Origin of the sequence: Caballeronia concitans (genome assembly GCF_001544615.1) — a bacterium.
Classification (GTDB): Bacteria; Pseudomonadota; Gammaproteobacteria; order Burkholderiales; family Burkholderiaceae; genus Caballeronia; species Caballeronia concitans.
In genome coordinates this window covers 107,715-131,154 of sequence record NZ_FCNV02000011.1, presented here as the reverse complement: position 1 = coordinate 131,154, position 23,440 = coordinate 107,715, and the positions used below count along the sequence as shown (strand labels likewise).

Sequence of the window (23,440 nt, the reverse complement as noted above, 5' to 3'; positions counted from 1 at the left end):
TCTCCGCGTCCCGCAGCGTTCAGACCGGCACCGACGGCTCTTCGTGCAGCACGCCGTCGCGCAGACGCATGATGCGGTCGCAGCGCGCGGCGAGATCGGGATCGTGCGTGACGATCACGAAGCTCGTCTCCAGCGTCTGCGACAGTTCGAGCATCAGGTTGAAGACGGTATCGGCGGTGCCGCCGTCGAGATTGCCGGTGGGTTCGTCGGCGAGCACGCACGCAGGACGCGTGACCAGCGCCCGCGCGATCGCCACGCGCTGCCGCTCGCCGCCCGACAGTTCGCCTGGCCGATGCTTCGCGCGATGCCCGATGCCCACGCGCTCCAGCATGCCCATCGCCTCTTTGCGCGCGGCGTCCTCGGACATGCGGCGGATGCGCAGCGGCATCGCGACGTTATCGAGCGCGGTGAATTCCGGCAGCAGATGATGGAACTGATACACGAAGCCGAGCGCGCGATTGCGCAGGTCGTTGCGCTCCTTTTCCTTCAGCTCCGTGAAAGGCTTGCCGAGCAGCGAGACCTTGCCCGCGCTCGGTTCGTCGAGTCCGCCGAGCACATGCAAAAGCGTGCTCTTGCCGGAGCCGGACGCGCCGACGATCGCGAGCTTCTCGCCGCGCCGCACTTCGAGTTGCGCGTTGTCGAGCACCTGCACATTGAAGCCGCCCTGCACGAAGGTCTTCGAAATCGCCGTTGCGTGCAGCACGATGTTGTTGTCTGGAATCATGTCACTCATAGCGCAGCGCCTCCGCCGGACGGACCTTCGCGCCGCGCCAGCTCGGATAGAGCGTGGCGAGCGACGAAAGCAGGAACGCAATGACGCCGATCTTCGCGACATCGCCCGGCACGAGTTCCGACGGCAGTTCGCTGATGAAATAAACCGAAGGCGGCAGGAATTGCACGCCGAGCAGATGCTCGATCATCGGCACGAGCCACGGAATGCTCCACGCGATCAGGCAGCCGAGCGAGACGCCGAGCGCCGTGCCGATGAAGCCGATGGTCACGCCCTGCACCACGAATATCTTCATGATCGAGCCGGGCTGCGCGCCGAGCGTGCGAAGAATGGCGATATCGGCTTGCTTGTCGGTGACGGTCATCACGAGCGACGACACCAGATTGAACGCCGCCACCGCGATGATCAGCGTGAGGATGATGAACATCATGCGCTTTTCGATCTGCACGGCGGAGAACCACGTCTTGTTCTGCTGCGTCCAGTCGCGGATATAAAGATCGCCGGACAGCGTGTGCGACAGTTGCCGCGCGACTTCGGGCGCGCGCTGCATGTCCTTCAGGCGCAGGCGCACGCCGGTCGGCGCGGGCAGGCGGAAGAGCGCTTCGGCGTCGCGCATCGAAATGAGCGCGAGCGTCGAGTCGTATTCATAGTGTCCCGATTCGAAGATGCCGACGACCGTGAACTGCTTCAGGCGCGGCATCATGCCAGCCGGCGTGATGGTGCCTTCGGGCGCGACGAGCGTGATCTTGTCGCCGGTCATCACGCCGAGATTCGTCGCCAGATCGCCGCCGAGCACGATGCCGAATTCGCCCGGCACGAGATCCGCGAGCTTGCCCGCGCGCATTTCCTTGCCGATATCCGACACTTGCGGCTCGAGCGACGGCTCCACGCCGCGCAGCGCGACGCCGCTCACCGCGCCTTGCCGCGTGAGCAGCGCCTGCGCCTCGACATAAGGCGCCGCGCCGATCACTTCGGGATTGCGGCGCGCTTCCTGCGCGGTCAGTTGCCAGTTGGGCATCGAGCCGGTCGGCGAAAAGATCTCGACGTGCGCGAGCACCGACAGCATGCGGTCGCGCACTTCCTTCTGGAAGCCGTTCATGACCGACAACACGACGATCAGCGCTGCGACGCCGAGGGCGATGCCCGCCATCGACACGAGCGCGATGAAGGAGATGAAGCCGTTGCCTGTGGTGCGTTTGCTGGCGCGTGTGTAGCGCCAGCCAATCTGCCATTCGTACGGGAGTTTCAAGCGAATCCTTTCTTCTGCGAGTGCTGCGTTGGTGTTGCTCGTTGGTGTTGCGCTTTGTTGCGGCCTGACGGTCATCTCGCCGATGCAACGCATGGCCGAAATTTGCGAAAGTTTGCCATAGGTGACGAATGCGCCGTAACAGCCGACAGCGCGCGTTAGCCATTCGGCCGGCTCCCGAACGGCCATTTCGACGGACAAACTCGCGCGGCGCGCGCCCGATCCAGCCCCACGCTTTGCCCTACAATGCCGACCATCATGCCCGTTCCCGACCTTCATCTTCTGCTGCCGTTCGCGCTGCCCTCGGCCGCGGACGCCGCCACCGCATTGCACGGACTGGAAAGCGCGGCGCTCGACAAACTGCTCGCCCGCGCCACGCTCGAAGAGCGCGTGATCGGCGAAGACTTTCAGCGCACGCTGCCGCACGAACGCTGGATCGCGCAACGCTTCGGCGCGGTCGCATCGAGCGCGGGCCAACGTCACGCCGACGACGCCCCGCTCGCTCCCTTCATGCTGCTCGCCGATGGCGGCACGCCCGGCGATGCGCTCTGGGCCTGCATCGAGCCGGTCCACGTGCGGATCGCGCACGATCATCTCGTGCTGATCGATCCCGCCACGCTCGGCGTGCGTACCGAGGAAGCGCGCGCGTTGCTGGAAACGGCGCGGCCGGTCATCGAAGATCTCGGCATCGTGCTGCAAGCGCCCACGCCGCTGCGCTGGTACGTGTCCGGCGAGGCGCTCGGCGCGCTCGCGGGCGCATCGCCGTTGCGCGCGACGGGGCGCAACATCGAAATCTGGCTGCCGCACGAAGCCCGCACCGGAGAACGCTCGCGCGCCTGGATGAAGCTGCAGAACGAAGTGCAGATGGCGTGGTTCGAGCATCCGCTCAATGTCGACCGCGAGTCGCGCGGACTGCCGGCGATCAATTCCATCTGGCTGCACGCACAAGGCGCGATGCGTCCCGTGACGAGCCCGTTCGCGCGCGTGATGTCGGATGCCGCCGCGACGCGCGGGCTTGCGATCGCCGCGGGCGTCGCGCCGGAGCGATCGCCCGAAAGCCTCGCCGCATTGGCCGACAAGAACACCGAAGGCGCCACGCTCGTCGAACTCGATCCGTTTTCCGCGCCGTTCATCGAGCAGGACTGGGCGCGCTGGAACGCGTCGCTGAAGGCGCTCGAGAACGACTGGTTCGCGCCCGCGCTGAACGCGCTCGCGAACGGCTCGCTCAAGCGCTTCGGCCTCACGCTCTGCGGCGACACCGGCTCGGTCACGCTCTCCGTCACGCGCGCCGACTTGCGCAAGTTCTGGCGTCGCCGGCCGATCGCGGCGCTCTTCATCGAATAAAGCATCGAATAAAGGCGAACCCCGAATGACGCGAATCGTTACGCGCGCTTCCTCCCCCGCCGACGCCGAAGCGCTGATGCGCCACGGCCTGCATCCCGTGATCGCGCGGCTCTACGCGGCGCGCGGTGTCACGTCGCCCGACGAAATCGAGACCGAATTCAAGCGCCTGCACGCGCCCGTCGGCCTGAAAGGTTGCGACGATGCCGCCGTCGTGCTCGCCGATGCGCTCGCCGCAAAGAAGCGCATGCTCGTCGTCGCGGATTACGACTGCGACGGCGCGACCGCCTGCGCCGTCGCGGTGCGCGGCTTGCGGATGTTCGGCGCAAGCATCGACTATCTGGTGCCGAATCGCTTCGAATACGGCTACGGACTGACGCCGGAAATCGTCGAACTGGCCGCGCGCTCGCCGCTCGGACTGCCCGAACTGCTGATCACCGTCGATAACGGCATCGCCAGCGTCGAGGGTGTCGCGGCGGCGAATGCGCTCGGCATCGACGTGCTCGTGACCGATCATCACCTGCCCGGCGACGAACTGCCCGCCGCGCGCGCGATCGTCAATCCGAACCAGCCGGGCTGCGCGTTTCCGAGCAAGTGCATCGCGGGCGTGGGCGTGATGTTCTACGTGCTGCTCGCGCTGCGCGCCGAGTTGCGCCGTCGCGGCGCTTACGAGAACGCGCCGGAGCCGCGTCTGGACGGCCTGCTCGATCTCGTCGCGCTCGGCACCGTCGCGGATGTCGTGAAGCTCGATGCGAACAACCGGATTCTCGTCGCGCAAGGCTTGAAGCGGATTCGCGCGGGACGCATGCAGCCGGGCATCGCGGCGCTCTTTCGCGCGGCGGGCCGCGATGCGCGCGCGGCATCCGGCTTCGATCTCGGCTTCGCGCTGGGGCCGCGGCTGAACGCGGCGGGACGGCTCTCGGACATGTCGCTCGGCATCGAATGTTTGACGACCGACGACATCGGCCGCGCGTGGGAACTCGCGCAGCAACTGGATTCGATGAATCGCGAGCGGCGCGAAATCGAAGCCGGCATGCAGCAGCAGGCGCTCGCGGAACTGCAGAACTTTCAGCCTGGCGAGCGCGCGACGCTCACGCTCTTCGATCCGGGCTGGCATCAGGGCGTGATCGGCATCGTCGCGGGTCGGCTGAAGGAGCGGTTTCATCGGCCGTCGTTTACGTTCGCGCACGCCGACGACGCCGGCACGCTCTCGAAAGGCTCCGGCCGCTCGATTCCGGGCTTCCATCTGCGCGACGCCGTCGATCTGATCAGCAAGCGCGAGCCCGGCCTCATCCACAAGTTCGGCGGCCACGCGATGGCGGCGGGCCTGACGCTCGCCACCGCGGACATTGCGCGCTTCACCGACGCGTTCGAGCGCGTGGGCCGCGAATGGCTCACCGCCGATGCCCTCGCGCGCACCGTCGAAACCGACGGCGAACTGGAGGACGCGTATTTCACGCCCCAGTTCGTGGAACTGCTCGATGCCGCCGTCTGGGGCCAGGGCTTTCCGGCGCCGACGTTCTCCGGCGAGTTCGACGTGGCTTCGCAGGCGCTCGTCAAGGAAAAGCATCTGAAGCTGCAACTCGTGCGCGGGCGGCAGCGCTTCAACGCGATCTGGTTCAATCACGTCGATCCGCTGCCGCCGCGCGCGACCGTCGCGTACCGGCTCGTCAGCGATTCGTGGAATGGCGTGGCGCGCGTGCAATTGATCGTCGAGCACGCGGCGTAGTTGCATCGGCGAAACTACGGCCAGAAGCATTGCATACGGGAATTGATTGACACGAATCAGTCAATTCTCATTTTCGCGAATATCGTCGCGAATGTGCGGTCCGCGCAAATATAATCACGCGATTGCGGACGCCTATGCTTTTGCCTGTCGATGAATAATGAAAAGATCAACCTGCGCAATATCACGCTTTGCGCAGTGGACTGCCTGAATCCCATGCTTGCCGCCCGGGCGCTCGATATTTCCAGAAGGCATTGCCTGTTTGGCGATACGATTCTCCTGACCGACGAACGAATCGATGCGAATGTGCGAATCGGCCTGATACCGCGCATCAAATCCCGGGAAGAATATAGCGTCTTCGTCATGAGGCAACTCCTCGAATACATATCGACGCCCTGGGTGCTGCTCGTTCAATGGGACGGATTCGTCGCCAATCCGTCCGCCTGGTCGGACGATTTCCTCGCGTACGATTACATCGGCGCGCGCTGGCCGAATCACCATGACGGCATGGCGGTCGGGAACGGCGGATTCACGTTGCGTTCCAGACGGCTTCTTCAGATTATCGCCAGCGACGAACGATTCACGCCGCATTCGGATAAAGTCGAAGATGAACTGATCTGCCGGACATATCGCCCGATGCTGGAAGCGGAATACGGCATTCGTTTCGCGCCCGAGCATATCGCCGACCGGTTTTCCGCCGAATTCACCCGCCCGCGCGAGCGCACCTTCGGATTTCATGGCGTTTTCAATATGCATCGCCACGTCGAAGACGACGATCTGATTTTCTTCGCGCAAAACGCCCGGCAAAGCTCGGTGCTCACCATCGATTTCATCGATCTTTGCCTGAGTTGCCTCAAGCAAAGCAGAACAGCGGTCGCGAGCGCGCTCTATTCGAAATTGCGGACTTACGTGGGTGCACCGCAAGTCGAAGAGATTTTCCGCAACCCGAAAATCGGGGCGACGCCCGAAGAGTCCGCAAAGTACATCGCGGCGCTCGAAGCACTGCGCGAGGCGCCGGCGAACGCGCGTTGAAAAGACCCGCGCCGCTCGCACCGGCGCGCGTTCCGCGTGCGCGGTTGGGAGCGGGCGTAAGGCGTCGATCGGCTATAATTGCACCTTTTTACGAAGCCGAAGATCGACAATGGAAGCAGAACGTCTCAACGCGATCGAAAGCCTTCTGGCCGACCTGCGCCGCCGCGCGGGCGAGCTACGGGGGTATCTTTGACTACGACGCCAAATCCGCGCGTCTAGCCGAAGTCAACAAGGAACTCGAAGACCCGAACGTCTGGAACGATTCGAAAAACGCCCAGGCGCTCGGCCGTGAGAAGAAGCTGCTCGACGGCGTCGTGACCACGCTCACCGCGCTCGGCAACGACCTGCGCGACGCGCAGGATCTGTTCGACATGGCGCGCGAGGAAAACGACGAAGACACGCTCGTCGCTTGCGAAGCGGACGCCGATGCACTCAAGGCGCGCGTCGAAGACATGGAGTTCCGCCGGATGTTCTCGAATCCGGCCGATCCGAACAACTGCTTCATCGACATTCAGGCGGGCGCGGGCGGCACCGAAGCGTGCGACTGGGCGTCCATGCTGCTGCGCCAGTACCTGCGCTACTGCGAGCGCAAGGGCTTCAAGACCGAAGTGCTCGAAGAATCCGAAGGCGACGTCGCCGGCATCAAGAGCGCGACCATCAAGGTCGAAGGCGAATACGCCTACGGCTATCTGCGCACCGAAACCGGCATTCACCGCCTCGTGCGCAAGTCGCCGTTCGACTCGTCGGGCGGGCGTCATACGTCGTTCTCGTCGGTGTTCGTGTATCCGGAAATCGACGACTCCATCGAGATCGAAATCAATCCGGCGGATATTCGCACGGACACGTATCGCGCATCGGGCGCGGGCGGCCAGCACATCAACAAGACGGATTCCGCCGTGCGTCTCACGCACGCGCCGACGGGCATCGTAGTGCAGTGCCAGAACGACCGCTCGCAGCACCGCAACCGCGCGGAAGCCATGCAGATGCTGAAGGCGCGTCTCTACGAATTCGAGATGCGCAAGCGCCAGGCCGAACAGGACAAGCTCGAATCGAGCAAGACCGACGTGGGCTGGGGCCATCAGATCCGTTCTTACGTGCTCGACCAGAGCCGCGTGAAGGACCTGCGCACCAGCGTGGAAATGAGCAACACGCGCGCCGTGCTCGACGGCGACCTCGACGACTTCATCAGCGCGAGCCTGAAACAGGGCGTTTAAACCGCCGGCGCGGATATCGGCTCCGGTATCCGCGCGCTTCGTTTCGACTCAACGCGCATCCGCCTCGCATCAAAATCCAAGAATCATCATGACCGAACCGACTCAACCGAGCGCCGCTCCCGAACTGGAAGACAACCAGATCATCGCCGAGCGCCGCGACAAGCTGCGCTCGCTGCGTGAGCAAGGCGTCGCTTATCCGAACGACTTCCGCCCGACGCATCAGGCGGCCGCGCTGCAAAGCGAATACGCCGACACCGACAAGGAAGCGCTCGAAGCGAATCCCCTGCCCGTCGCGCTCGCCGGCCGCATGATGCTCAAGCGCGTGATGGGCAAGGCGAGCTTCGCCACGGTTCAGGACGGCAGCGGCCAGATTCAGTTCTTCGTGACGCCCGCCGACGTTGGCGCGGACACGTACGAAGCCTTCAAGAAGTGGGACTTGGGCGATATCGTCGCGGCGCGCGGCGTGCTGTTCCGCACGAACAAGGGCGAACTGTCGGTGCGCTGCACGGAATTGCGTCTGCTGTCAAAGGCGCTGCGTCCGCTGCCCGACAAGTTCCACGGCCTCGCCGATCAGGAAATGCGTTATCGCCAGCGTTATGTCGATCTGATCGTCACGCCGGAATCGCGCAAGACGTTCATGGCGCGCACGAAGGCGGTCACGTCGATCCGCAACTTCATGGCGCACGCGAACTTCATGGAAGTCGAAACGCCGATGCTGCACCCCATTCCGGGCGGCGCGGCGGCCAAGCCATTCACCACGCATCACAATGCGCTCGACATGCAGATGTTCCTGCGCATCGCGCCGGAGCTTTATCTGAAGCGGCTGATCGTCGGCGGCTTCGAGCGCGTGTTCGAAATCAATCGCAATTTCCGGAACGAAGGCGTGTCGCCGCGTCACAATCCGGAATTCACGATGATGGAGTTCTACGCGGCCTACACCGATTATCAGTGGCTCATGGACTTCACCGAGCAACTGATCCGCCAGGCCGCGATCGATGCGCTCGGCACCGCGACCATCACGTATCAGGGGCGCGAGCTTGATTTGGGCAAGCCGTTCCATCGTCTGACGATCAATCAGGCGATTCAGAAGTACGCGCCGAATTACACCGACGAGCAGTTGAACGACGGCGTCTTCATGCGCGCGGAGCTCAAGAAATTCGGCGTCGATACCACGCAGCCCGCGTTTCTGAACGCCGGCATCGGTGCGCTGCAACTGGCGTTGTTCGAAGAGACGGCGGAATCGCAATTGTGGGAACCGACGTATATCGTCGATTACCCGATCGAAGTATCGCCGCTCGCGCGTGAATCGGACAGCGTGCCGGGCATCACGGAGCGCTTCGAGCTGTTTATCACGGGGCGCGAGATCGCCAACGGCTTCTCGGAGTTGAACGATCCCGAAGATCAGGCCGCGCGCTTCCAGAAGCAGGTCGATCAGAAAGATGCCGGCGACGAAGAAGCCATGTACTTCGACGCCGACTATATCCGCGCGCTCGAATACGGCATGCCGCCGACGGGCGGTTGCGGCATCGGAATCGACCGTCTGGTGATGCTCTTGACCGACAGCCCGAGCATCCGCGATGTGATCCTGTTCCCGCATCTGCGGCGCGAAGACTGAGCGAAGCTCGGTTTCGCCAGCTGAAAAGCGCGTCCTTCGGGGCGCGCTTTTTTGTTTCTGGCCGCGTGCTTGTAACCGAAGGTACGGGACCCAAAAGCGCTCGCCGCGTCCGGGTGGCATCGGATGTGCTTCTGCTTCTTTGAAAACGGTAGTTACAACTCGAAAAAGCGCCGCACCGGCGTTTCGACCAAAATCAAAGTAGTCGGTAGTTCGCCTCGAACGGAGGTTCGAAATGGATAACGGGACCAACAAGTTTTCGCCATCGCCCTCGCCTGGCGCAGGCCAGCCGCCGCAGCGGCGTCTGCATCCGCTCATCGCGACGGCGGCGGGCGCGGTTATCGTCGCGAGTCTGGCCGCGACAGCCGCTATCACCGGGCTTTTCCCGGGCGCGTCCAGCACTTCCGCGCAGAATCCGCAGACTCAAACCGCGGCGGTCGCGCAGCAGCAGCCGGTCGTCAGTCCGGCCGTTCCCGCGCCGACGCAGCAGTTCGCGCAGCAAGCACCGCAGCAAACCGCGCCTCAACCGGTTCAGCAAGCCGCGCCGCAGGCTGTTCAGCAAGCGCCCGCGCAGCCTTCCTACGCGCAACAGCCGCCGCCCAAACCCGCGTACTGCTCGACTTGCGGCACCGTCGAAGCGATTTCCGCCGTGCGCCGCGAAGGGCACGGCACCGGCATCGGGGCGGTGGGCGGCGCGGTGGCGGGCGGTGTCGTCGGCAACCAGTTCGGACGCGGCAGCGGGCGCACCGCGATGACCTTGCTCGGCGCGCTCGGCGGCGGGCTCGCGGGCAATTCGGTGGAAAAACACATCCGCAGCGAAACCGATTATTCCGTCCGCGTGCGGATGGAAAACGGCAAGACGCGCTACTTCACGTACAAGCAGCAGCCGCCGTTCGCGCAAGGTCAGCATGTGCGCGTGCGCAATGGCGTGCTCGAGGCAGGTTGATCGGCTTGATCGGACGACGCGCAGGACGAAAAAAAGCGGCGGGCTTTGCGACCCGCCGCCTGTGCATCGAACAATGCGCTTCAGTGATCCCGCTGCGAACTGCGCGCGGGGTTCGGCCTGCCGCGTATCGCCATGTAGGCCCACCAGACGTATCCCGATAAGCCATACAGCACGAACAGGCAGAACAGCATGACCGGCGGATCGGACGATACGAGGACGAACGCCACCACGATCAGCAGCACGCCCGCGAACGGCACGCGATACCGCACGTCGAGCGCCTTGCCGCTGTAGAACGGCGCGTTCGATACCATCGTGACGCCTGCGTAAATCGTCAGTCCGAACGCGACCCACGGCAGCCACACGAGCTTGAGCGGTACGCGGTTATCCGTTGCGAGCCACACGAAACCGGCGATCAGCGCCGCCGCGGCCGGCGAAGGCAAGCCCTGGAAGTAACGCTTGTCGACCACGCCGACGTTCGTGTTGAACCGCGCGAGCCTAAGCGCCGCGCCCGAGCAGTAGACGAACGCCGCGAGCCAGCCCCAGCGCCCGAGATCCTTCAGCACCCATTCGTACATCACGAGCGCCGGCGCGACGCCGAACGACACCATGTCGGAGAGGCTATCGAACTGCTCGCCGAACGCGCTTTGCGTGTTCGTCATGCGGGCGACGCGGCCGTCCATGCCGTCGAGCACCATCGCGACGAAAATGGCGATGGCCGCGATCTCGAAACGCACGTTCATCGCCTGAACGACGGCGAAGAAGCCGCAAAACAGCGCGGCCGTGGTGAACGCATTCGGCAACAGATAGATGCCGCGCTTCTTCAGAAACTGCTGCCGCTTCGCGCGCCGTGTCTCCACGACGCCGACGTCCTGAATGGCCTTGTTGCGGCGGAACGCGCGCGGCGGCGTCGCGTTCGCCCGGTTACGGCGCGTCTTGAATGCCGCCATCGAAACCCCCGCGTTATTCCGCGAACTCGGCGAGGATGGTCGACGAGGCGGACACTTTCTCGCCGATCGACACGCGCGGCCGGCTTCCGACCGGCAGATACACGTCGACGCGCGAGCCGAAACGGATGAAGCCGTAGCGCTGGCCGCGCGTGAGCGGCTCGCCCGCGTGCACGTAGCAAAGGATGCGTCGCGCGATCAGGCCCGCGATCTGCACCGACGTCACCGTGTGCCCCGCCGCCGTCTGCAGCACGATCGCGTTGCGCTCGTTCTCGGTGGACGCCTTGTCGACCGCCGCATTCAGATACGCGCCGGGAAAGTACTGCACCTTCGTGATCGCGCCGTCCACGGGCGAACGTTGCGAGTGCACGTTGAACACGTTCATGAACACGCTGATCTTCAGCGCTTCGCGGCCCGCGTACGGATCGTGCGCGGTTTCGACCGCGACGATGCGCCCGTCGGCCGGACACAGCACCGCGTTGGCCTGAGTGGGAATGGGACGCGGCGGATCGCGGAAAAACTGGACGACGAAAATCACGATCAGCCAGAAGATCCAGGCGAAGCCGAAGCCGCCGATCGCCTGCACGAGAATGGCAACGACGGCCGCGATGGCGATGAACGGCCAGCCTTCGCGGGCAATGATCGGATGAGGATAGTTCATGAACGTGTTCTGTGTTTTTTAAAAACCGTAGGATAGCAAAAGCCGCCCGGCGCACAGCGGCTTCCGGGCGGCTTTCAGCGAAGCAAGAAACGTGACGCGAGGACCTTAGTTCTTTGCCTGGTCCACGAGCTTGTTCTTCGCGATCCACGGCATCATCGCGCGGAGCTTCTCGCCCACTTGCTCGATCTGATGCTCCGACGTCAGGCGGCGGCGCGATTGCAGCGTCGGCGCACCCGCGCGGTTCTCGATGATGAAGCTCTTCGCGTACTCGCCGGTCTGGATGTCCTTCAGCACGGCCTTCATCGCCTTCTTCGTCTCTTCCGTGACGATGCGCGGACCCGTCACGTACTCGCCGTACTCGGCGTTGTTCGAGATCGAGTAGTTCATGTTGGCGATGCCGCCTTCATAGATCAGGTCCACGATCAGCTTCAGTTCGTGCAGGCACTCGAAGTACGCCATTTCCGGCGCGTAGCCCGCTTCCACAAGCGTTTCGAAGCCGGCCTTGATCAGATCGACGGTGCCGCCGCACAGAACCGCTTGCTCGCCGAACAGGTCGGTTTCGGTTTCTTCGCGGAAGTTCGTTTCGATGATGCCGGCACGGCCGCCGCCGTTCGCCGCCGCATACGAGAGCGCCACGTCGCGCGCGGATCCCGACTTGTCTTGCGCCACCGCGATCAGATGCGGCACGCCGCCGCCCTGGCTGTACGTGTTGCGAACCGTGTGGCCCGGAGCCTTCGGCGCGATCATGATGACGTCCAGATCCGCACGCGGGATCACCTGGCCGTAGTGAACGTTGAAGCCGTGCGCGAACGCGAGCGCTGCGCCGTTCTTGATGTTCGCGTGCACTTCGTTCTTGTACACCTCGGCGATCTGCTCGTCGGGCAGCAGCATCATCACGACGTCGGCGCCCTTCACGGCTTCGGCCACTTCCTTGACCGGCAGGCCGGCGTTCTCGGCCTTGCTCCACGATGCGCCGCCCTTACGCAGGCCGACCGTCACGTTCACGCCGCTTTCCTTCAGGTTCAGCGCGTGCGCATGGCCTTGCGAGCCATAGCCGATGATGGTCACTTGCTTGCCCTTGATGAGGGAGAGGTCGGCGTCTTTGTCGTAGAAAACTTTCATGGTGGTTCCTTGCTGGGTCCTGAATCGGGGTTGTGTATTTGCGTGATGCAATGAATCTGGAATCGCGTGTGGTCCTACACCTTGAGGATGCGCTCGCCCCGGCCGATGCCGGAGCTGCCCGTGCGAACCGTCTCGAGGATCGCCGTGGCGTCGAGCGCCTGGATAAACGCGTCGAGCTTGTCGGACGCGCCCGTCAGTTCCATCGTGTAGGTCTTTTCGGTCACGTCGATGATGCGGCCGCGGAAGATATCCGCCATCCGCTTCATTTCTTCGCGTTCCTTGCCGACCGCCCTTACCTTGATGAGCATCAGCTCGCGCTCGATGTGGGCGCCCTCTGTCAGGTCGACCACTTTCACCACCTCGATCAGGCGGTTCAGGTGCTTCGTGATCTGTTCGATCACGTCGTCCGAGCCAATGGAGACGATGGTCAGCCGCGACAGCGAGCTGTCTTCCGTCGGCGCCACCGTCAGCGTTTCGATGTTATAGCCGCGCGCGGAAAAGAGACCGACGACACGCGATAACGCGCCCGGCTCGTTTTCCAGCAAAACGGAGATGATGTGTTTCATTGTGTTTTTCCCGAGTATGTCCAGTTGGCATTCATCCGAAAAACCCGCGCGCAGCACGTGTCCTTTGTGAAGACAGGCGCGCGCGAGCCTCGCGAGACGAAGCCGCGTTATAGATCCTCAGATCCGAGCAGCATTTCCGTGATGCCTTTACCGGCTTGCACCATCGGGAATACGTTTTCGGTGGGATCGGTCTGGAAGTCGAGAAACACGGTGCGATCCTTCAGGCGCAGCGCTTCCTTCAGCGCCGGCTCGACGTCCGCCGTCTTTTCGACGCGAATGCCGACATGGCCGTACGCTTCCGCGAGCTTCACGAAATCGGGCAGCGCGTCCATGTACGAACTGGAGTAACGCTTCTTGTATTCGATCTGCTGCCACTGGCGGACCATGCCGAGATAGCGGTTGTTCAGCGAAATGATCTTGACGGGCGTGTTGTACTGCTTGCACGTCGACAGTTCCTGAATGCACATCTGGATGGAACCTTCGCCCGTGATGCAGACGACGTCCTCGTCCGGATAGGCCATCTTCACGCCCATCGCGGCCGGCAGGCCGAAGCCCATCGTGCCGAGACCGCCCGAGTTGATCCAGCGGCGCGGCTTGTTGAACGGATAGAACTGCGCCGCCCACATCTGGTGCTGGCCGACGTCCGAACAGACGAACGCGTTGCCGTCGGTCAGTTCCGCGAGCTTTTCGACGACGTACTGCGGCTTGATGATCTCGCTCTTGCGGTCATACGCCAGGCAGTCTTTCGCGCGCCAGCCTTCGATGTCGCTCCACCACGTCTTGAGCGCGGCCGCGTCCGGGCCGTGCTCGGCGTGCTGAAGCTGCTCGATCAGTTCCTTCAGCACTTCCTTCACGTCGCCGACGATGGGGATATCCACCTTCACGCGCTTGGAAATGGACGACGGATCGACGTCGATATGGATGATCTTGCGCGGCGACGACGCGAAATGCTTCGGATCGCCGATCACGCGGTCGTCGAAACGCGCGCCGATCGCGATCAGCACGTCGCAGTTCTGCATCGCCATGTTGGCTTCGTACGTGCCGTGCATGCCGAGCATGCCGAGGAACTTCTTGTCGCTCGCGCGATAGCCGCCGAGGCCCATCAGCGTGTTGGTGACGGGATACCCGAGCAGATCGGCGAACTGGTTCAGCTCGCGCGACGCATCCGCGAGGATGATGCCGCCGCCGGTATAGATATACGGGCGCTTCGCCGACAAGAGCAGTTGCACGGCCTTGCGGATCTGGCCGGAGTGGCCCTTCGTCACCGGGTTGTACGAACGCAGCGACACGCTCTTGATCGGCTCATACTGGCACGGCGCCTTCGACACGTCCTTCGGAATGTCGATCAGCACGGGGCCGGGACGGCCTGTCCGGGCGATATAGAACGCTTTCTTGATGGTGGCGGCGAGATCGCGCACGTCCTTCACGAGGAAGTTGTGCTTCACGCACGGACGCGTGATGCCGACGGTGTCGCATTCCTGGAACGCGTCGAGGCCGATGGCCGCGGTGGGCACCTGACCGCTGATGACGACGAGCGGAATGGAATCCATGTAGGCCGTGGCGATGCCGGTGACGGCATTGGTCACGCCCGGACCCGATGTCACGAGGCACACGCCGACTTTGCCGGTGGAACGCGAATACGCGTCGGCGGCGTGCACGGCGGCTTGCTCGTGGCGCACGAGGATGTGCTGGATCTGGTCCTGCTTGTACAGCTCGTCGTAGATGTAGAGTACCGAGCCGCCGGGATAGCCCCAGATGAACTCGACGTTCTCGTCGGCGAGCGCGCGCATGAGCACGGTGCCGCCGATGGAGTCAGCGTCGTGAGGGGGAGTGGTATCCGACGTGGAGAATTCCGCGCTGGGCATATTCATTCATCACCTTTCGAATTTTCGGCAAAAAATTGATCGGGTGCTCTCTGCCGGGCTTGTGGCTCGGGTTCAAGCGGCGCGTCTTGGTTTGACAGGCGTGCTTCTTGGGCTCGCCTCAAAGCAGACATTTCACTTTATGATGCGAGTCGGAAAAGATATCCCGATTTCGCGAAACGGGTCAAGCGAAAATTTTCCCGACGATTGTCCGCATCGGTGGCATCGACCCGAAAAACCGCCGGCCGCGCAGGTCAACGGGCGAAAAAGAGCGCCATCCCGGCGCAACAATTTGCTCCCGGCGTTTCCGGGGACGGCGAAAATTTGCTAGCATCCGCAGGTTTCCCTGCAACTCCATAATCTCTTTCGACGCAAATTCGTTGCGCCGGGTCCCCAACGGATGGCATCAGACAAGGAACTCGCCGACTTTCTGGCGGGCGTCGAAAGACGCGCGTTCAAACAGACCGTCTACACCGTGCGCGATGACGACGCGGCGCTCGACATCGTCCAGGACGCCATGATCAAGCTCGCGGAAAAGTACGGCGACCGTCCTCCCGCCGAGCTTCCGCTTTTGTTCCAGCGTATCCTTCAGAATGCGACGCACGACTACTTCCGCCGTCAGAAGGTGCGCAACACCTGGGTGAGCCTGTTCTCGTCGTTCGGCAGCGCGGACGACGACGAATTCGATCCGCTCGAGACTTTCGAAGCGGAAAGCGGCACCGGCAGCGAGAGCAGCGAAAACCGACTGGAGCGTGAACAGGTGCTGAACCTGATCGACGCGGAAATCCAGAAGTTACCGGCGCGTCAACGAGAAGCTTTTCTCATGCGTTACTGGGAAGATATGGATGTCGCCGAGACGGCCGCCGCGATGGGCTGCTCCGAGGGTAGCGTGAAGACGCACTGTTCACGCGCCACGCACGCACTCGCGCAAGCCCTGAAAGCCAAAGGGATCACGCTATGAGTTCCGCTCTTGAAACAAACGAAAACGAGTTCGCGCTAAAGGTCGTTCGCGCGCTCGACGAAAGCACGTCGAATATTCCCGCCGCAGCCGCCGACCGCCTCGCGCTCGCGCGCCGCGCGGCCATTGCGCGCAAGAAGCCTGAGAAAGTGGCCGTCGCCGCGTTCACACCCGCCTTCACGCCGGCCTTCGCGGGTGCGGCAGGCGGTCTGGGCGGCGCGGGCGATCTCGGCGACGATCAGCGCGCCCGCAAGAGCCTCTTCGCACGGCTCGGCGGCTTCGGGCTGGCCTGGCCGGTCGTCGCGCTGGCCGTCGCGCTCGCGGGCGTCGCGTACTGGGAAGACCAGCAGCGCAAGGCCGAACTTGCCGACATCGACGCCGCCATGATGAGCGACAGCCTGCCGCTCGACGCCTATCTCGATCACGGCTTCAACGCGTATCTGACGCGCAATCACTAAGCATCGGTCAACAAGCAACAGCGAAGCGGGGGAATTTTCGGGTGAGTTACAAGCGCGGTCTCGCGATTGTTTTCGGCTGCGCGATTGCGGGTATGGTCGCGTTCGCCGCCACTTACCCGCGCTTCTACTCGTCCCCCGCCGCCGCGCCCGCCTCCGCCGCCGCGCCCATCGGCGCCAGTACCGGCGCGGATACCGAAATCCTGCCGCTCGCCGCGCTGTCGTCGAATCCGCTTTCCTGGAGCCGGCTGACGGATGCGCAGCGCGTCGCGCTCGCGCCGTTCGCCACGCAGTGGGATTCCTTCAGCGACGAACGCAAGCAGAAGTGGCTGAAGATCGCGTCGCGCTATCACCGGATGTCGCCGGAAGCGCAGAAACGCCTGCATCAGCGGATGCAGGAGTGGGTTCGCATGACGCCCGACGAGCGCAAGGTCGCGCGGGAAAACTATCAGGTGTCGAAGTCCGTGCCGCTGGACAAGCGCGAGCGGGCGTGGGACGCGTACCAGAAGCTGCCGGAAGAGCAGAAGAAAAAGCTCGCCGCGAGCGAGCATAACCGCCGGCCGACCGTCGTGAGCGCGCCGCCGACCGGCAAGACCGAAGTGAAGGACATCAACCGGCTCGTCACCGCGCGCGAGCAGGGCCACAGTCCCGCGCACGCGGGCGGTCAATCGGGTGCGGGCGCGTCGGTGCCGGCCATGCCGTCGCAACCGGCCATCCCGAACGCGGCCAGCATCGTTCCCGCCACGCCGATTCCCGTTTCCCCGCAGCAAGCGCCGTCGATGTACAACGGATCGTGAGCGCGCCCCAGTGAACGCCCCCGCCACCGTCCCGCCGCTTCACGCGCCCGCGCTGCGCCGCCGTCTCGCGACGATGGTCTACGAAGGCGTCATCCTGTTCGGCGTGGTGTTCCTCGCCGGCTATCTCTTCAGCACGCTCACGCAGCAGCGCAACGGGCTCACGCATCACAATCTGCTGATGTCGTGGATCGGCGTCGTGCTCGCCGCGTATTTCGTGTGGTTCTGGACCCACGGCGGCCAGACCTTGCCGATGAAAACCTGGCGCCTCAAGGTCGTCGATGCGCACGGCCAGCCGGTCAAACCCGGCCGCGCCCTCGCCCGCTACGCGCTCGCGTGGCTGTGGTTCCTGCCGCCGCTCGCGCTGCATCCGCTCCTCTCGCTCGCCGTGCCGCAGACGCTCGTCGTGTTCGCGGCCTGGGTGGCGCTCTGGGCCGCCGCCGTCTTTCTCGATCCGGCGCGCCAGTTTCTGCACGATCGTCTGGCCGGCACGCGCATCGTCGCGGCGCAGGCATCCGTCGGCAAATAAAAACCCGCGTAATAAGAACTTCTCGTGACTGTCACGGCTCGGTCACGGCCGCGTGGCGCAATGCGCATACCGAAACCCGATGCGCGAGCCAATGCCCTCGAACTCGTCTGTCACGCCGGCCATCGATCCCTCCCCGGCCTACTGGTTTCGCAGCACCGGCGTCACGCTGCCGTCCAGTCCGCCCGAAACGTCCGACCCGGTCACTGAAGGCGATTCCGCGGACGGCCCGCATCGCTATCGGGCGATCTGGCTGTCCGACATCCACCTGGGCTCCGGCGGATGCCAGGCGTCCTATCTGCTCGACTTTCTGCGGCACCACGACTCGGATTATCTGTATCTCGTCGGCGACATCATCGACGGATGGCAGTTGCGCAAAGGCTGGTTCTGGCCACAGGCGCACAACGACGTGGTGCAGAAAATCCTGCGCAAGGCGCGCAAGGGCACGCAGGTCGTCTACATCCCCGGCAATCACGACGAAGCCGCGCGCCAGTTCTGCGATCTCGCGTTCGGCGACATCCACGTGCGCGGCGAAGCGTTCCACACCACGCTCGCGGGCAAGCGGCTGTGGATCGTGCACGGCGATCTCTTCGACGGCGTCATCCAGCACGCGAAGTGGCTCGCTTATCTCGGCGACACCGCGTACACCGCGATCCTCTTGCTCAACCGCTGGTTCAATCGCGTGCGCACGAAGCTCGGCTTCAATTACTGGTCGCTCTCGCAGTACCTGAAGCATCAGGTGAAGAACGCGGTCAACTTCATTTCGCAGTTCGAACGCGTGATGACCGATGAAGCGCGACGCCGCGGCTGCGACGGCGTCGTGTGCGGTCATATCCACAAGGCGGAAATCCGCGACATCGACGGCATGCTGTATTGCAACGACGGCGACTGGGTCGAAAGCCTGTCCGCGCTCGTCGAGACCTTCGACGGCGAATTGAAGATCGTCTACTGGACCGTCATCCGCTCGCCAGAGCAACGCCCCGTCAAGACGCGCGCCACGGTTTGAACGCACGCGTCATCCTTCTGGAATCGCTATGAAAATCATGATCGTGACCGATGCATGGGAGCCGCAGGTCAACGGCGTCGTGCGAACGCTCAAGAACACGGGCAAGGAACTGATGGCGCTCGGACATCGCGTGGAAATGCTCACGCCGCTCGAGTTCAAGACGATTCCCTGCCCGACGTATCCCGAGATTCGCCTTTCGCTGATGCCGCGCCGCCATGTCGCCGAGCGCATCGACGCCTTCGAACCGGACGCGCTGCATATCGCGACCGAAGGACCGCTCGGGCTTGCCGCGCGCGCCTACGCGCTGCGTCACAAGCTGCCGTTCACGACCGCGTATCACACGCGCTTTCCCGAGTACGTGAAGGCGCGCTTCGGCATTCCGCTTTCGCTCACGTATCGATTCCTGCGCTGGTTTCATGGGCGCTCGCAGGCGGTGATGGCGCCCACGCCCGTCGTCAAGGACGATCTCGAACGCTACGGATTCACGAACGTCGTGCTGTGGACGCGCGGCGTCGATCTCGACATCTTTCATCCGATGGACTCGAAGGTGCTCAACACCGCGCGGCCGATCTTTCTGTACGTGGGGCGCGTGGCCGTCGAGAAGAACGTGGAGGCGTTCCTGAAGCTCGATCTGCCCGGTTCGAAGTGGGTTGCGGGCGAAGGTCCGGCGCTCGCGGAACTGAAGTCGCGCTATACGAACGTGAACTATCTCGGCGTGCTGTCGCAGCCGGAACTCGCGAAGGTCTACGCCGCCGCCGATGTCTTCGTGTTCCCGAGCCGCACCGATACGTTCGGCCTCGTGCTCCTCGAAGCGATGGCCTGCGGCACGCCCGTGGCGGCGTATCCGGTGACGGGCCCGATCGACGTGCTCGGCCAGCACGGCCCCGGCGCGCTCGACGAAGACTTGCGCGAGGCGTGTCTCAAGGCGCTGACGATCGATCGCGCCGACGCCCGTGCGTGGGCGGAACGCTTTTCGTGGCGGGCGGCGTCGGAGCAGTTCGCCTCGCACTTGCGGCGATTCGGGCCGCGCGCGCCGAGTTCCGACCGGGCGGCTGCATGACGCGTCGCGCGCTTGCCGACCAGCGGGCCGACGACGACGAAGAAGAACGCGGCGAACCGCTGAGCACCGACGACCTGCCCTTCAATCCCTATAAAGGCAATCGCGGCGTCACCCGCGCGTGGCACGCGATGAAGAATTCCATTTCGGGATTTCGCGTCGCGATTCGCGAGGAAAGCGCGTTCCGGCAGGAGTTGACGCTCGCGGCCATTCTGCTGCCGTGCAGCCTGATCGTGCCGGTCGCGCCGGTCGAGCGCGCGGCGCTGATCGCATCGGTGCTGCTGGTGCTGATCGTCGAGCTGCTGAATTCGAGCGTCGAGGCGGCCATCGATCGCATTTCGCTCGAACGCCACGAACTCTCGAAACGCGCGAAAGACTTCGGCAGCGGCGCCGTGATGATCGCGCTCGCGACGTGCGTCGTCACCTGGACGCTGATCCTGTGGCCGCTCGCACCGGCGTTCGTCATGTGGCTCGAACGGCTCACACTGTGATCCGAACGTTTTTCCACACCATCTCGTAAAGGGGAAAACCCCGCCCGGGAACCAAGCCCGGAACGGCAGAGGCGCAGTTTATAATCGTCCGATATTCTCAAAAATAGCAACGGAACCGGACGCGGGCGCGCGCTGCACGCTCGCGAGCGCCGGATGCCAAGGTCGGACGACATGGAAGCCAAACCTCCCCGCCGCACCCGCGAACGGATTCTCGAGCTGTCACTGAAGTTGTTCAACGATATCGGCGAGCCGAACGTCACCACGACGACCATCGCCGAGGAAATGGAGATCAGTCCAGGAAACCTGTACTACCATTTCCGGAACAAGGACGACATCATCAACAGCATCTTCGCGCAGTTCGAGCAGCAGATTCAGAAGCGGCTGCGGTTTCCGGACGACCATCGTCCGACGATCGACGAGATGTGGTCCTATCTGCAGTACATGGCCGATTTCCTGTGGACGTACCGGTTCCTGTACCGCGACCTGAACGATTTGCTCGCGCGCAACCGCACGCTCGAGACGCACTTCAAGCAGATCATCACGCACAAGGTCCGCTTCGCCGGGCAGTTGTGCGAAGCGCTCGTCGCCGATCAGGAAATGGTCGCGACGCCCGCGGAAATCGAGGTGATCGCGACGAACATCGGCGTGATCGCGACGTACTGGCTGTCGTATCAGTACGTGATGAATCCGCGCAAATACAACGATCAGGAAGCGATCCGCGCGGAACTGCATCAGGTGAGCGTGCACATCATCTCGATCATGGCGCCGTATTTGCGCGGCCGCTCGCGTCAGCTTTTCGACGATCTGGTGTCCGGTAAACTACCCAAGCGCGAATATGCGGATTTTCTTCCGCCGCGCGACGATGCGGCCAGCGCATCGAAGACCGAAACACCGAAGGATTCCCGATAATGAAGGCAGTCTGTGTCTATTGCGGCTCCGCGACCGGAGCCCGCCCCGTCTATGCCGAAGCGGCCAAGGCATTCGGCCGCGCGCTCGTCGAAGCCGATTTGTCGCTCGTGTACGGCGGCGGCCGCGTCGGCCTGATGGGCCTCATCGCCGATGAAGTGCTCGCCGCCGGCGGACGCGCGGTCGGCGTCATCCCCGAATTGCTGCTCGCGAAGGAAGTGGGCCATACGGATCTCACCGAACTGCACGTCGTGCCCGACATGCACGAGCGCAAGAAGAAAATGGCCGATCTTTCCGATGCCTTCGTCGCGATGCCCGGCGGCGTCGGCACCTTCGAGGAGTTCTTCGAAGTCTATACGTGGGCGCAGCTCGGCTATCACCAGAAGCCGGTCGGCCTGCTGAACGTGAACGGCTATTTCGAGCCGCTCCTGTCGATGCTGCGTCATACCGTCGACGAAGGCTTCATGCGCAAGCCGTATCTCGACTTGATTCAGGTCGCCGCCGAACCCGGCGAGATGATCGCGAAGCTGGATACCTACACCCCGCCCGTTCACGACAAGTGGACGCAAAACCGCAACGTCGTCTGAGGACCGAATCGATGTCGAAAGTCATCCTGATTACCGGAGCAAGCCGTGGCATCGGCCGCTCGGCTGCGCTGCTCGCGGGCGCGCGCGGCTGGTCGGTCGGCGTGAACTACGCGTCGAACGCACAAGCCGCCGATGAAACCGTCGCCGCCGTGCGGGCCGCGGGCGGCAAGGCCGTCGCGATTCAGGGCGACGTGCGCGACGAAGCCGCGATCATCGCGATGTTCGACGCCACCGAAGAAGCCTTCGGCAAGCTCGACGGCGTGGTGAACAACGCGGGCATCGTGGCTCCGGGATCGCCGCTGGCGGAGATGGACATCGACCGGCTCAGGCGCATTTTCGACACCAACGTGCTCGGCGCGTATCTCTGCGCACGCGAAGCGGCGCGGCGGCTCTCGCGTTCGCGCGGCGGCAAGGGCGGCGCGATCGTGAACGTGTCGTCGGCGGCGGCGCGGCTCGGTGCGCCGAACGAATACGTCGACTATGCCGGATCGAAAGGCGCGATCGACGTGCTGACCATCGGGCTTTCGAAGGAACTCGGGCCGGAAGGCGTGCGCGTGAACGCGATCCGCCCCGGTCTCATCGAAACCGACATCCACGCGAGCGGCGGCCGTCCGGACCGCGCGCAGGTGCTCGGCGTGCAGACGCCGCTCGGGCGTCCCGGCACCGCCGATGAAGTCGGCGAAACCATCGTGTGGCTGCTGTCGGATGCGTCGTCGTACGTGACGGGCGCGATTCTGGACGTGACCGGCGGGCGCTGATTTCCCGCCGCGCTACACGCGTAGTCACGCGTCCTCGGGCGCGAAGCGCAGTTGATAGCCGCGCGCTTCGAGCATCCGCGCGATATCCATTTCGCGGAACGCCCGCTCCGCGATGCTGCGCTTCGTCCGATATTGAATGACCGGCGGATCGATGCCGATGAGCCGCCGCCATTTGCAGTGCTGGCCGAAGAGCGACATCATGTTCACCTCGCGATGCACCGGCCCCGCGTGCTCGATGCCGAAGCGCAGGCACATCTCGACCGGCGCGAACCGCAGGCCGACGGCTTCCAGCTCGGGCCGCAGCACGCACGTGAGCTGCACGTCTTCGTTGAGCGCGCAGTTGGTCCATTCCACCTTGATTGCATCGCCGCCGAACTTGTCGGGCGCGGGAATCGTCATCTTGATTTCGGGATGGTCGATGAGCGCGCGCATCATGCGCCGGCTGCGCAGGCAGAAGCCGCCGTTGATCACCGGCATCACCGTGTGCCCGGGCTTGTCCAGTTCGGCGCCCCACTTGTAGTGCGTGACCCAGCGCGTGCCCTCTTTCGAATCGATGCGCCCCACGTGCGCCGCCGGGCCGACGTAGTCGTAGTCGAGGAAGTCGTCGCTCCAGTTGGCGGTGTCGAGCACCCAGCCGTCGTCCTGAACGATCAGCGCGAATTCCGTGTCGACCACGCGCCAGAGCGCGTACATCATGAACCACGAGTATTCGTGATAACTGAGCGGCGCGATCTTGCGATGCTCGATGCCGTCCGGCAGGTTCGCGGGCGCATTCGGGCTGCACAGCACGGCGCGCGCGCCCGGCATCTGCCGCTGGCTCAGGACGAGCGCGTACACTGCGCGCGTCGCATCCGGCAGTCCCGTCACGGAAACGAGGGTGATCTTGCTGAAATCTTTCAT

At 63.8% G+C, this 23,440-nt stretch carries 24 protein-coding genes and 1 pseudogene; 17 read left to right on the top strand and 8 right to left on the bottom strand.

Annotated features, from left to right (window positions below):
* Positions 1 to 19: 19 nt before the first annotated feature.
* Both lolD and AWB72_RS22035 read right to left on the bottom strand, forming a co-directional pair.
* Positions 20 to 733 (bottom strand): lipoprotein-releasing ABC transporter ATP-binding protein LolD, encoded by a 714-nt coding sequence (gene lolD, locus AWB72_RS22040; protein WP_040051516.1) that lies wholly within the window; start codon positions 731 to 733, stop codon positions 20 to 22.
* On the bottom strand, positions 726 to 1,979 hold the full coding sequence (locus tag AWB72_RS22035; protein WP_040051629.1) for a lipoprotein-releasing ABC transporter permease subunit: 1,254 nt from the start codon (positions 1,977 to 1,979) through the stop codon (positions 726 to 728). Before AWB72_RS22035 ends, lolD begins: the two co-directional genes overlap by 8 nt.
* 243 nt (positions 1,980 to 2,222) lie before the next feature.
* Here AWB72_RS22035 and AWB72_RS22030 point away from each other — a divergent pair, with 243 nt between their 5' ends.
* The 7 genes and pseudogenes from AWB72_RS22030 (at position 2,223) to AWB72_RS22005 (ending at position 9,847) form a co-directional block, all read left to right on the top strand.
* Positions 2,223 to 3,320, top strand: coding sequence for a regulator (locus tag AWB72_RS22030; RefSeq protein WP_087128707.1), 1,098 nt, complete (start codon positions 2,223 to 2,225; stop codon positions 3,318 to 3,320).
* A 25-nt stretch (positions 3,321 to 3,345) separates the two neighbouring features.
* Positions 3,346 to 5,046 (top strand): single-stranded-DNA-specific exonuclease RecJ, encoded by a 1,701-nt coding sequence (recJ, locus tag AWB72_RS22025; protein WP_040051514.1) that lies wholly within the window; start codon positions 3,346 to 3,348, stop codon positions 5,044 to 5,046.
* Positions 5,047 to 5,196: 150 nt separating this feature from the next.
* A pseudogene (locus AWB72_RS29805) lies at positions 5,197 to 5,721 on the top strand (DUF5672 family protein); the annotation flags it as partial.
* A 72-nt stretch (positions 5,722 to 5,793) separates the two neighbouring features.
* Positions 5,794 to 6,075: a hypothetical protein gene (locus tag AWB72_RS28630; protein ID WP_143754665.1), complete on the top strand. Its 282-nt coding sequence runs from the start codon at positions 5,794 to 5,796 to the stop codon at positions 6,073 to 6,075.
* Positions 6,076 to 6,184: 109 nt separating this feature from the next.
* Positions 6,185 to 7,289, top strand: a protein-coding gene (gene prfB / locus AWB72_RS22015; RefSeq protein ID WP_208863167.1) for a peptide chain release factor 2 whose coding sequence is annotated in 2 segments (ribosomal slippage) — positions 6,185 to 6,256 and positions 6,258 to 7,289 — 1,104 coding nt in all. Because the reading frame shifts where the segments join, the coding sequence is not laid out codon by codon here.
* Between the two features lie 88 nt (positions 7,290 to 7,377).
* The gene (lysS, locus tag AWB72_RS22010) at positions 7,378 to 8,904 is read left to right on the top strand and encodes a lysine--tRNA ligase (protein WP_040051513.1); all 1,527 of its coding nucleotides are present in this window, start codon (positions 7,378 to 7,380) and stop codon (positions 8,902 to 8,904) included.
* A gap of 232 nt (positions 8,905 to 9,136) precedes the next feature.
* Positions 9,137 to 9,847 carry a glycine zipper 2TM domain-containing protein gene (locus AWB72_RS22005; RefSeq protein ID WP_040051512.1) on the top strand — a complete coding sequence of 237 codons (711 nt, stop codon included), beginning with the start codon at positions 9,137 to 9,139 and terminating at the stop codon, positions 9,845 to 9,847.
* Between the two features lie 80 nt (positions 9,848 to 9,927).
* On the opposite strand, the gene pssA is transcribed toward AWB72_RS22005, so the two are convergent.
* The 5 genes from pssA to AWB72_RS21980 form a co-directional block, all read right to left on the bottom strand.
* Complete coding sequence (gene pssA, locus AWB72_RS22000) at positions 9,928 to 10,794, bottom strand: CDP-diacylglycerol--serine O-phosphatidyltransferase (protein WP_040051511.1); 867 nt, start codon at positions 10,792 to 10,794, stop codon at positions 9,928 to 9,930.
* Between the two features lie 13 nt (positions 10,795 to 10,807).
* Positions 10,808 to 11,452: a phosphatidylserine decarboxylase gene (locus AWB72_RS21995; RefSeq protein ID WP_040051510.1), complete on the bottom strand. Its 645-nt coding sequence runs from the start codon at positions 11,450 to 11,452 to the stop codon at positions 10,808 to 10,810.
* 105 nt (positions 11,453 to 11,557) lie between these two features.
* Complete coding sequence (ilvC, locus tag AWB72_RS21990) at positions 11,558 to 12,574, bottom strand: ketol-acid reductoisomerase (protein ID WP_040051509.1); 1,017 nt, start codon at positions 12,572 to 12,574, stop codon at positions 11,558 to 11,560.
* Between the two features lie 74 nt (positions 12,575 to 12,648).
* Positions 12,649 to 13,140, bottom strand: a complete 492-nt coding sequence (gene ilvN, locus AWB72_RS21985; RefSeq protein ID WP_008341906.1) for an acetolactate synthase small subunit — start codon at positions 13,138 to 13,140, stop codon at positions 12,649 to 12,651.
* A 107-nt stretch (positions 13,141 to 13,247) separates the two neighbouring features.
* Positions 13,248 to 15,011, bottom strand: coding sequence for an acetolactate synthase 3 catalytic subunit (locus tag AWB72_RS21980; RefSeq protein ID WP_040051508.1), 1,764 nt, complete (start codon positions 15,009 to 15,011; stop codon positions 13,248 to 13,250).
* 391 nt (positions 15,012 to 15,402) lie between these two features.
* Between AWB72_RS21980 and AWB72_RS21975 the strand changes: the two genes are divergently transcribed.
* From AWB72_RS21975 to AWB72_RS21930, 10 genes are all read left to right on the top strand, one after another.
* On the top strand, positions 15,403 to 15,963 hold the full coding sequence (locus AWB72_RS21975) for an RNA polymerase sigma factor (RefSeq protein ID WP_040051507.1): 561 nt from the start codon (positions 15,403 to 15,405) through the stop codon (positions 15,961 to 15,963).
* Complete coding sequence (locus tag AWB72_RS21970) at positions 15,960 to 16,418, top strand: DUF3619 family protein (protein ID WP_040051506.1); 459 nt, start codon at positions 15,960 to 15,962, stop codon at positions 16,416 to 16,418. The genes AWB72_RS21975 and AWB72_RS21970 overlap by 4 nt, the downstream gene beginning before the upstream one ends.
* A gap of 41 nt (positions 16,419 to 16,459) precedes the next feature.
* Positions 16,460 to 17,212 (top strand): DUF3106 domain-containing protein, encoded by a 753-nt coding sequence (locus tag AWB72_RS21965; RefSeq protein WP_040051505.1) that lies wholly within the window; start codon positions 16,460 to 16,462, stop codon positions 17,210 to 17,212.
* Positions 17,213 to 17,222: 10 nt separating this feature from the next.
* A complete protein-coding gene (locus AWB72_RS21960; protein WP_040051504.1) occupies positions 17,223 to 17,738 on the top strand; it encodes an RDD family protein in 516 nt (171 codons plus the stop codon).
* 91 nt (positions 17,739 to 17,829) lie between these two features.
* Positions 17,830 to 18,741 (top strand): UDP-2,3-diacylglucosamine diphosphatase, encoded by a 912-nt coding sequence (locus AWB72_RS21955; protein ID WP_040051503.1) that lies wholly within the window; start codon positions 17,830 to 17,832, stop codon positions 18,739 to 18,741.
* 28 nt (positions 18,742 to 18,769) lie between these two features.
* Complete coding sequence (locus AWB72_RS21950; RefSeq protein WP_040051502.1) at positions 18,770 to 19,801, top strand: glycosyltransferase family 4 protein; 1,032 nt, start codon at positions 18,770 to 18,772, stop codon at positions 19,799 to 19,801.
* Positions 19,759 to 20,289 (top strand): diacylglycerol kinase, encoded by a 531-nt coding sequence (locus AWB72_RS21945; RefSeq protein ID WP_374728914.1) that lies wholly within the window; start codon positions 19,759 to 19,761, stop codon positions 20,287 to 20,289. Before AWB72_RS21950 ends, AWB72_RS21945 begins: the two co-directional genes overlap by 43 nt.
* Before the next feature lie 171 nt (positions 20,290 to 20,460).
* A complete protein-coding gene (locus tag AWB72_RS21940; protein ID WP_040051500.1) occupies positions 20,461 to 21,198 on the top strand; it encodes a TetR/AcrR family transcriptional regulator in 738 nt (245 codons plus the stop codon).
* Entirely contained in the window at positions 21,198 to 21,782 is a 585-nt protein-coding gene (locus AWB72_RS21935; RefSeq protein ID WP_040051499.1) for an LOG family protein, read from the top strand. The genes AWB72_RS21940 and AWB72_RS21935 overlap by 1 nt, the downstream gene beginning before the upstream one ends.
* A gap of 11 nt (positions 21,783 to 21,793) precedes the next feature.
* The gene (locus AWB72_RS21930; protein WP_040051498.1) at positions 21,794 to 22,540 is read left to right on the top strand and encodes an SDR family oxidoreductase; all 747 of its coding nucleotides are present in this window, start codon (positions 21,794 to 21,796) and stop codon (positions 22,538 to 22,540) included.
* 24 nt (positions 22,541 to 22,564) lie between these two features.
* Here the strand turns inward: AWB72_RS21930 and AWB72_RS21925 are convergent, their stop codons facing one another.
* The gene (locus AWB72_RS21925) at positions 22,565 to 23,440 is read right to left on the bottom strand and encodes a DUF5672 family protein (protein WP_040051497.1); all 876 of its coding nucleotides are present in this window, start codon (positions 23,438 to 23,440) and stop codon (positions 22,565 to 22,567) included.

Coding starts and splice junctions, on each gene's coding strand:
- lolD (WP_040051516.1), bottom strand. CDS start 733: ATGAGTGACATGATTCCAGACAACAACATCGTGCTGCACGCAACGGCG.
- AWB72_RS22030 (WP_087128707.1), top strand. CDS start 2,223: ATGCCGACCATCATGCCCGTTCCCGACCTTCATCTTCTGCTGCCGTTC.
- recJ (WP_040051514.1), top strand. CDS start 3,346: ATGACGCGAATCGTTACGCGCGCTTCCTCCCCCGCCGACGCCGAAGCG.
- AWB72_RS28630 (WP_143754665.1), top strand. CDS start 5,794: ATGCATCGCCACGTCGAAGACGACGATCTGATTTTCTTCGCGCAAAAC.
- lysS (WP_040051513.1), top strand. CDS start 7,378: ATGACCGAACCGACTCAACCGAGCGCCGCTCCCGAACTGGAAGACAAC.
- AWB72_RS22005 (WP_040051512.1), top strand. CDS start 9,137: ATGGATAACGGGACCAACAAGTTTTCGCCATCGCCCTCGCCTGGCGCA.
- pssA (WP_040051511.1), bottom strand. CDS start 10,794: ATGGCGGCATTCAAGACGCGCCGTAACCGGGCGAACGCGACGCCGCCG.
- AWB72_RS21995 (WP_040051510.1), bottom strand. CDS start 11,452: ATGAACTATCCTCATCCGATCATTGCCCGCGAAGGCTGGCCGTTCATC.
- ilvC (WP_040051509.1), bottom strand. CDS start 12,574: ATGAAAGTTTTCTACGACAAAGACGCCGACCTCTCCCTCATCAAGGGC.
- ilvN (WP_008341906.1), bottom strand. CDS start 13,140: ATGAAACACATCATCTCCGTTTTGCTGGAAAACGAGCCGGGCGCGTTA.
- AWB72_RS21980 (WP_040051508.1), bottom strand. CDS start 15,011: ATGAATATGCCCAGCGCGGAATTCTCCACGTCGGATACCACTCCCCCT.
- AWB72_RS21975 (WP_040051507.1), top strand. CDS start 15,403: ATGGCATCAGACAAGGAACTCGCCGACTTTCTGGCGGGCGTCGAAAGA.
- AWB72_RS21970 (WP_040051506.1), top strand. CDS start 15,960: ATGAGTTCCGCTCTTGAAACAAACGAAAACGAGTTCGCGCTAAAGGTC.
- AWB72_RS21955 (WP_040051503.1), top strand. CDS start 17,830: ATGCCCTCGAACTCGTCTGTCACGCCGGCCATCGATCCCTCCCCGGCC.
- AWB72_RS21950 (WP_040051502.1), top strand. CDS start 18,770: ATGAAAATCATGATCGTGACCGATGCATGGGAGCCGCAGGTCAACGGC.
- AWB72_RS21940 (WP_040051500.1), top strand. CDS start 20,461: ATGGAAGCCAAACCTCCCCGCCGCACCCGCGAACGGATTCTCGAGCTG.
- AWB72_RS21935 (WP_040051499.1), top strand. CDS start 21,198: ATGAAGGCAGTCTGTGTCTATTGCGGCTCCGCGACCGGAGCCCGCCCC.
- AWB72_RS21930 (WP_040051498.1), top strand. CDS start 21,794: ATGTCGAAAGTCATCCTGATTACCGGAGCAAGCCGTGGCATCGGCCGC.
- AWB72_RS21925 (WP_040051497.1), bottom strand. CDS start 23,440: ATGAAAGATTTCAGCAAGATCACCCTCGTTTCCGTGACGGGACTGCCG.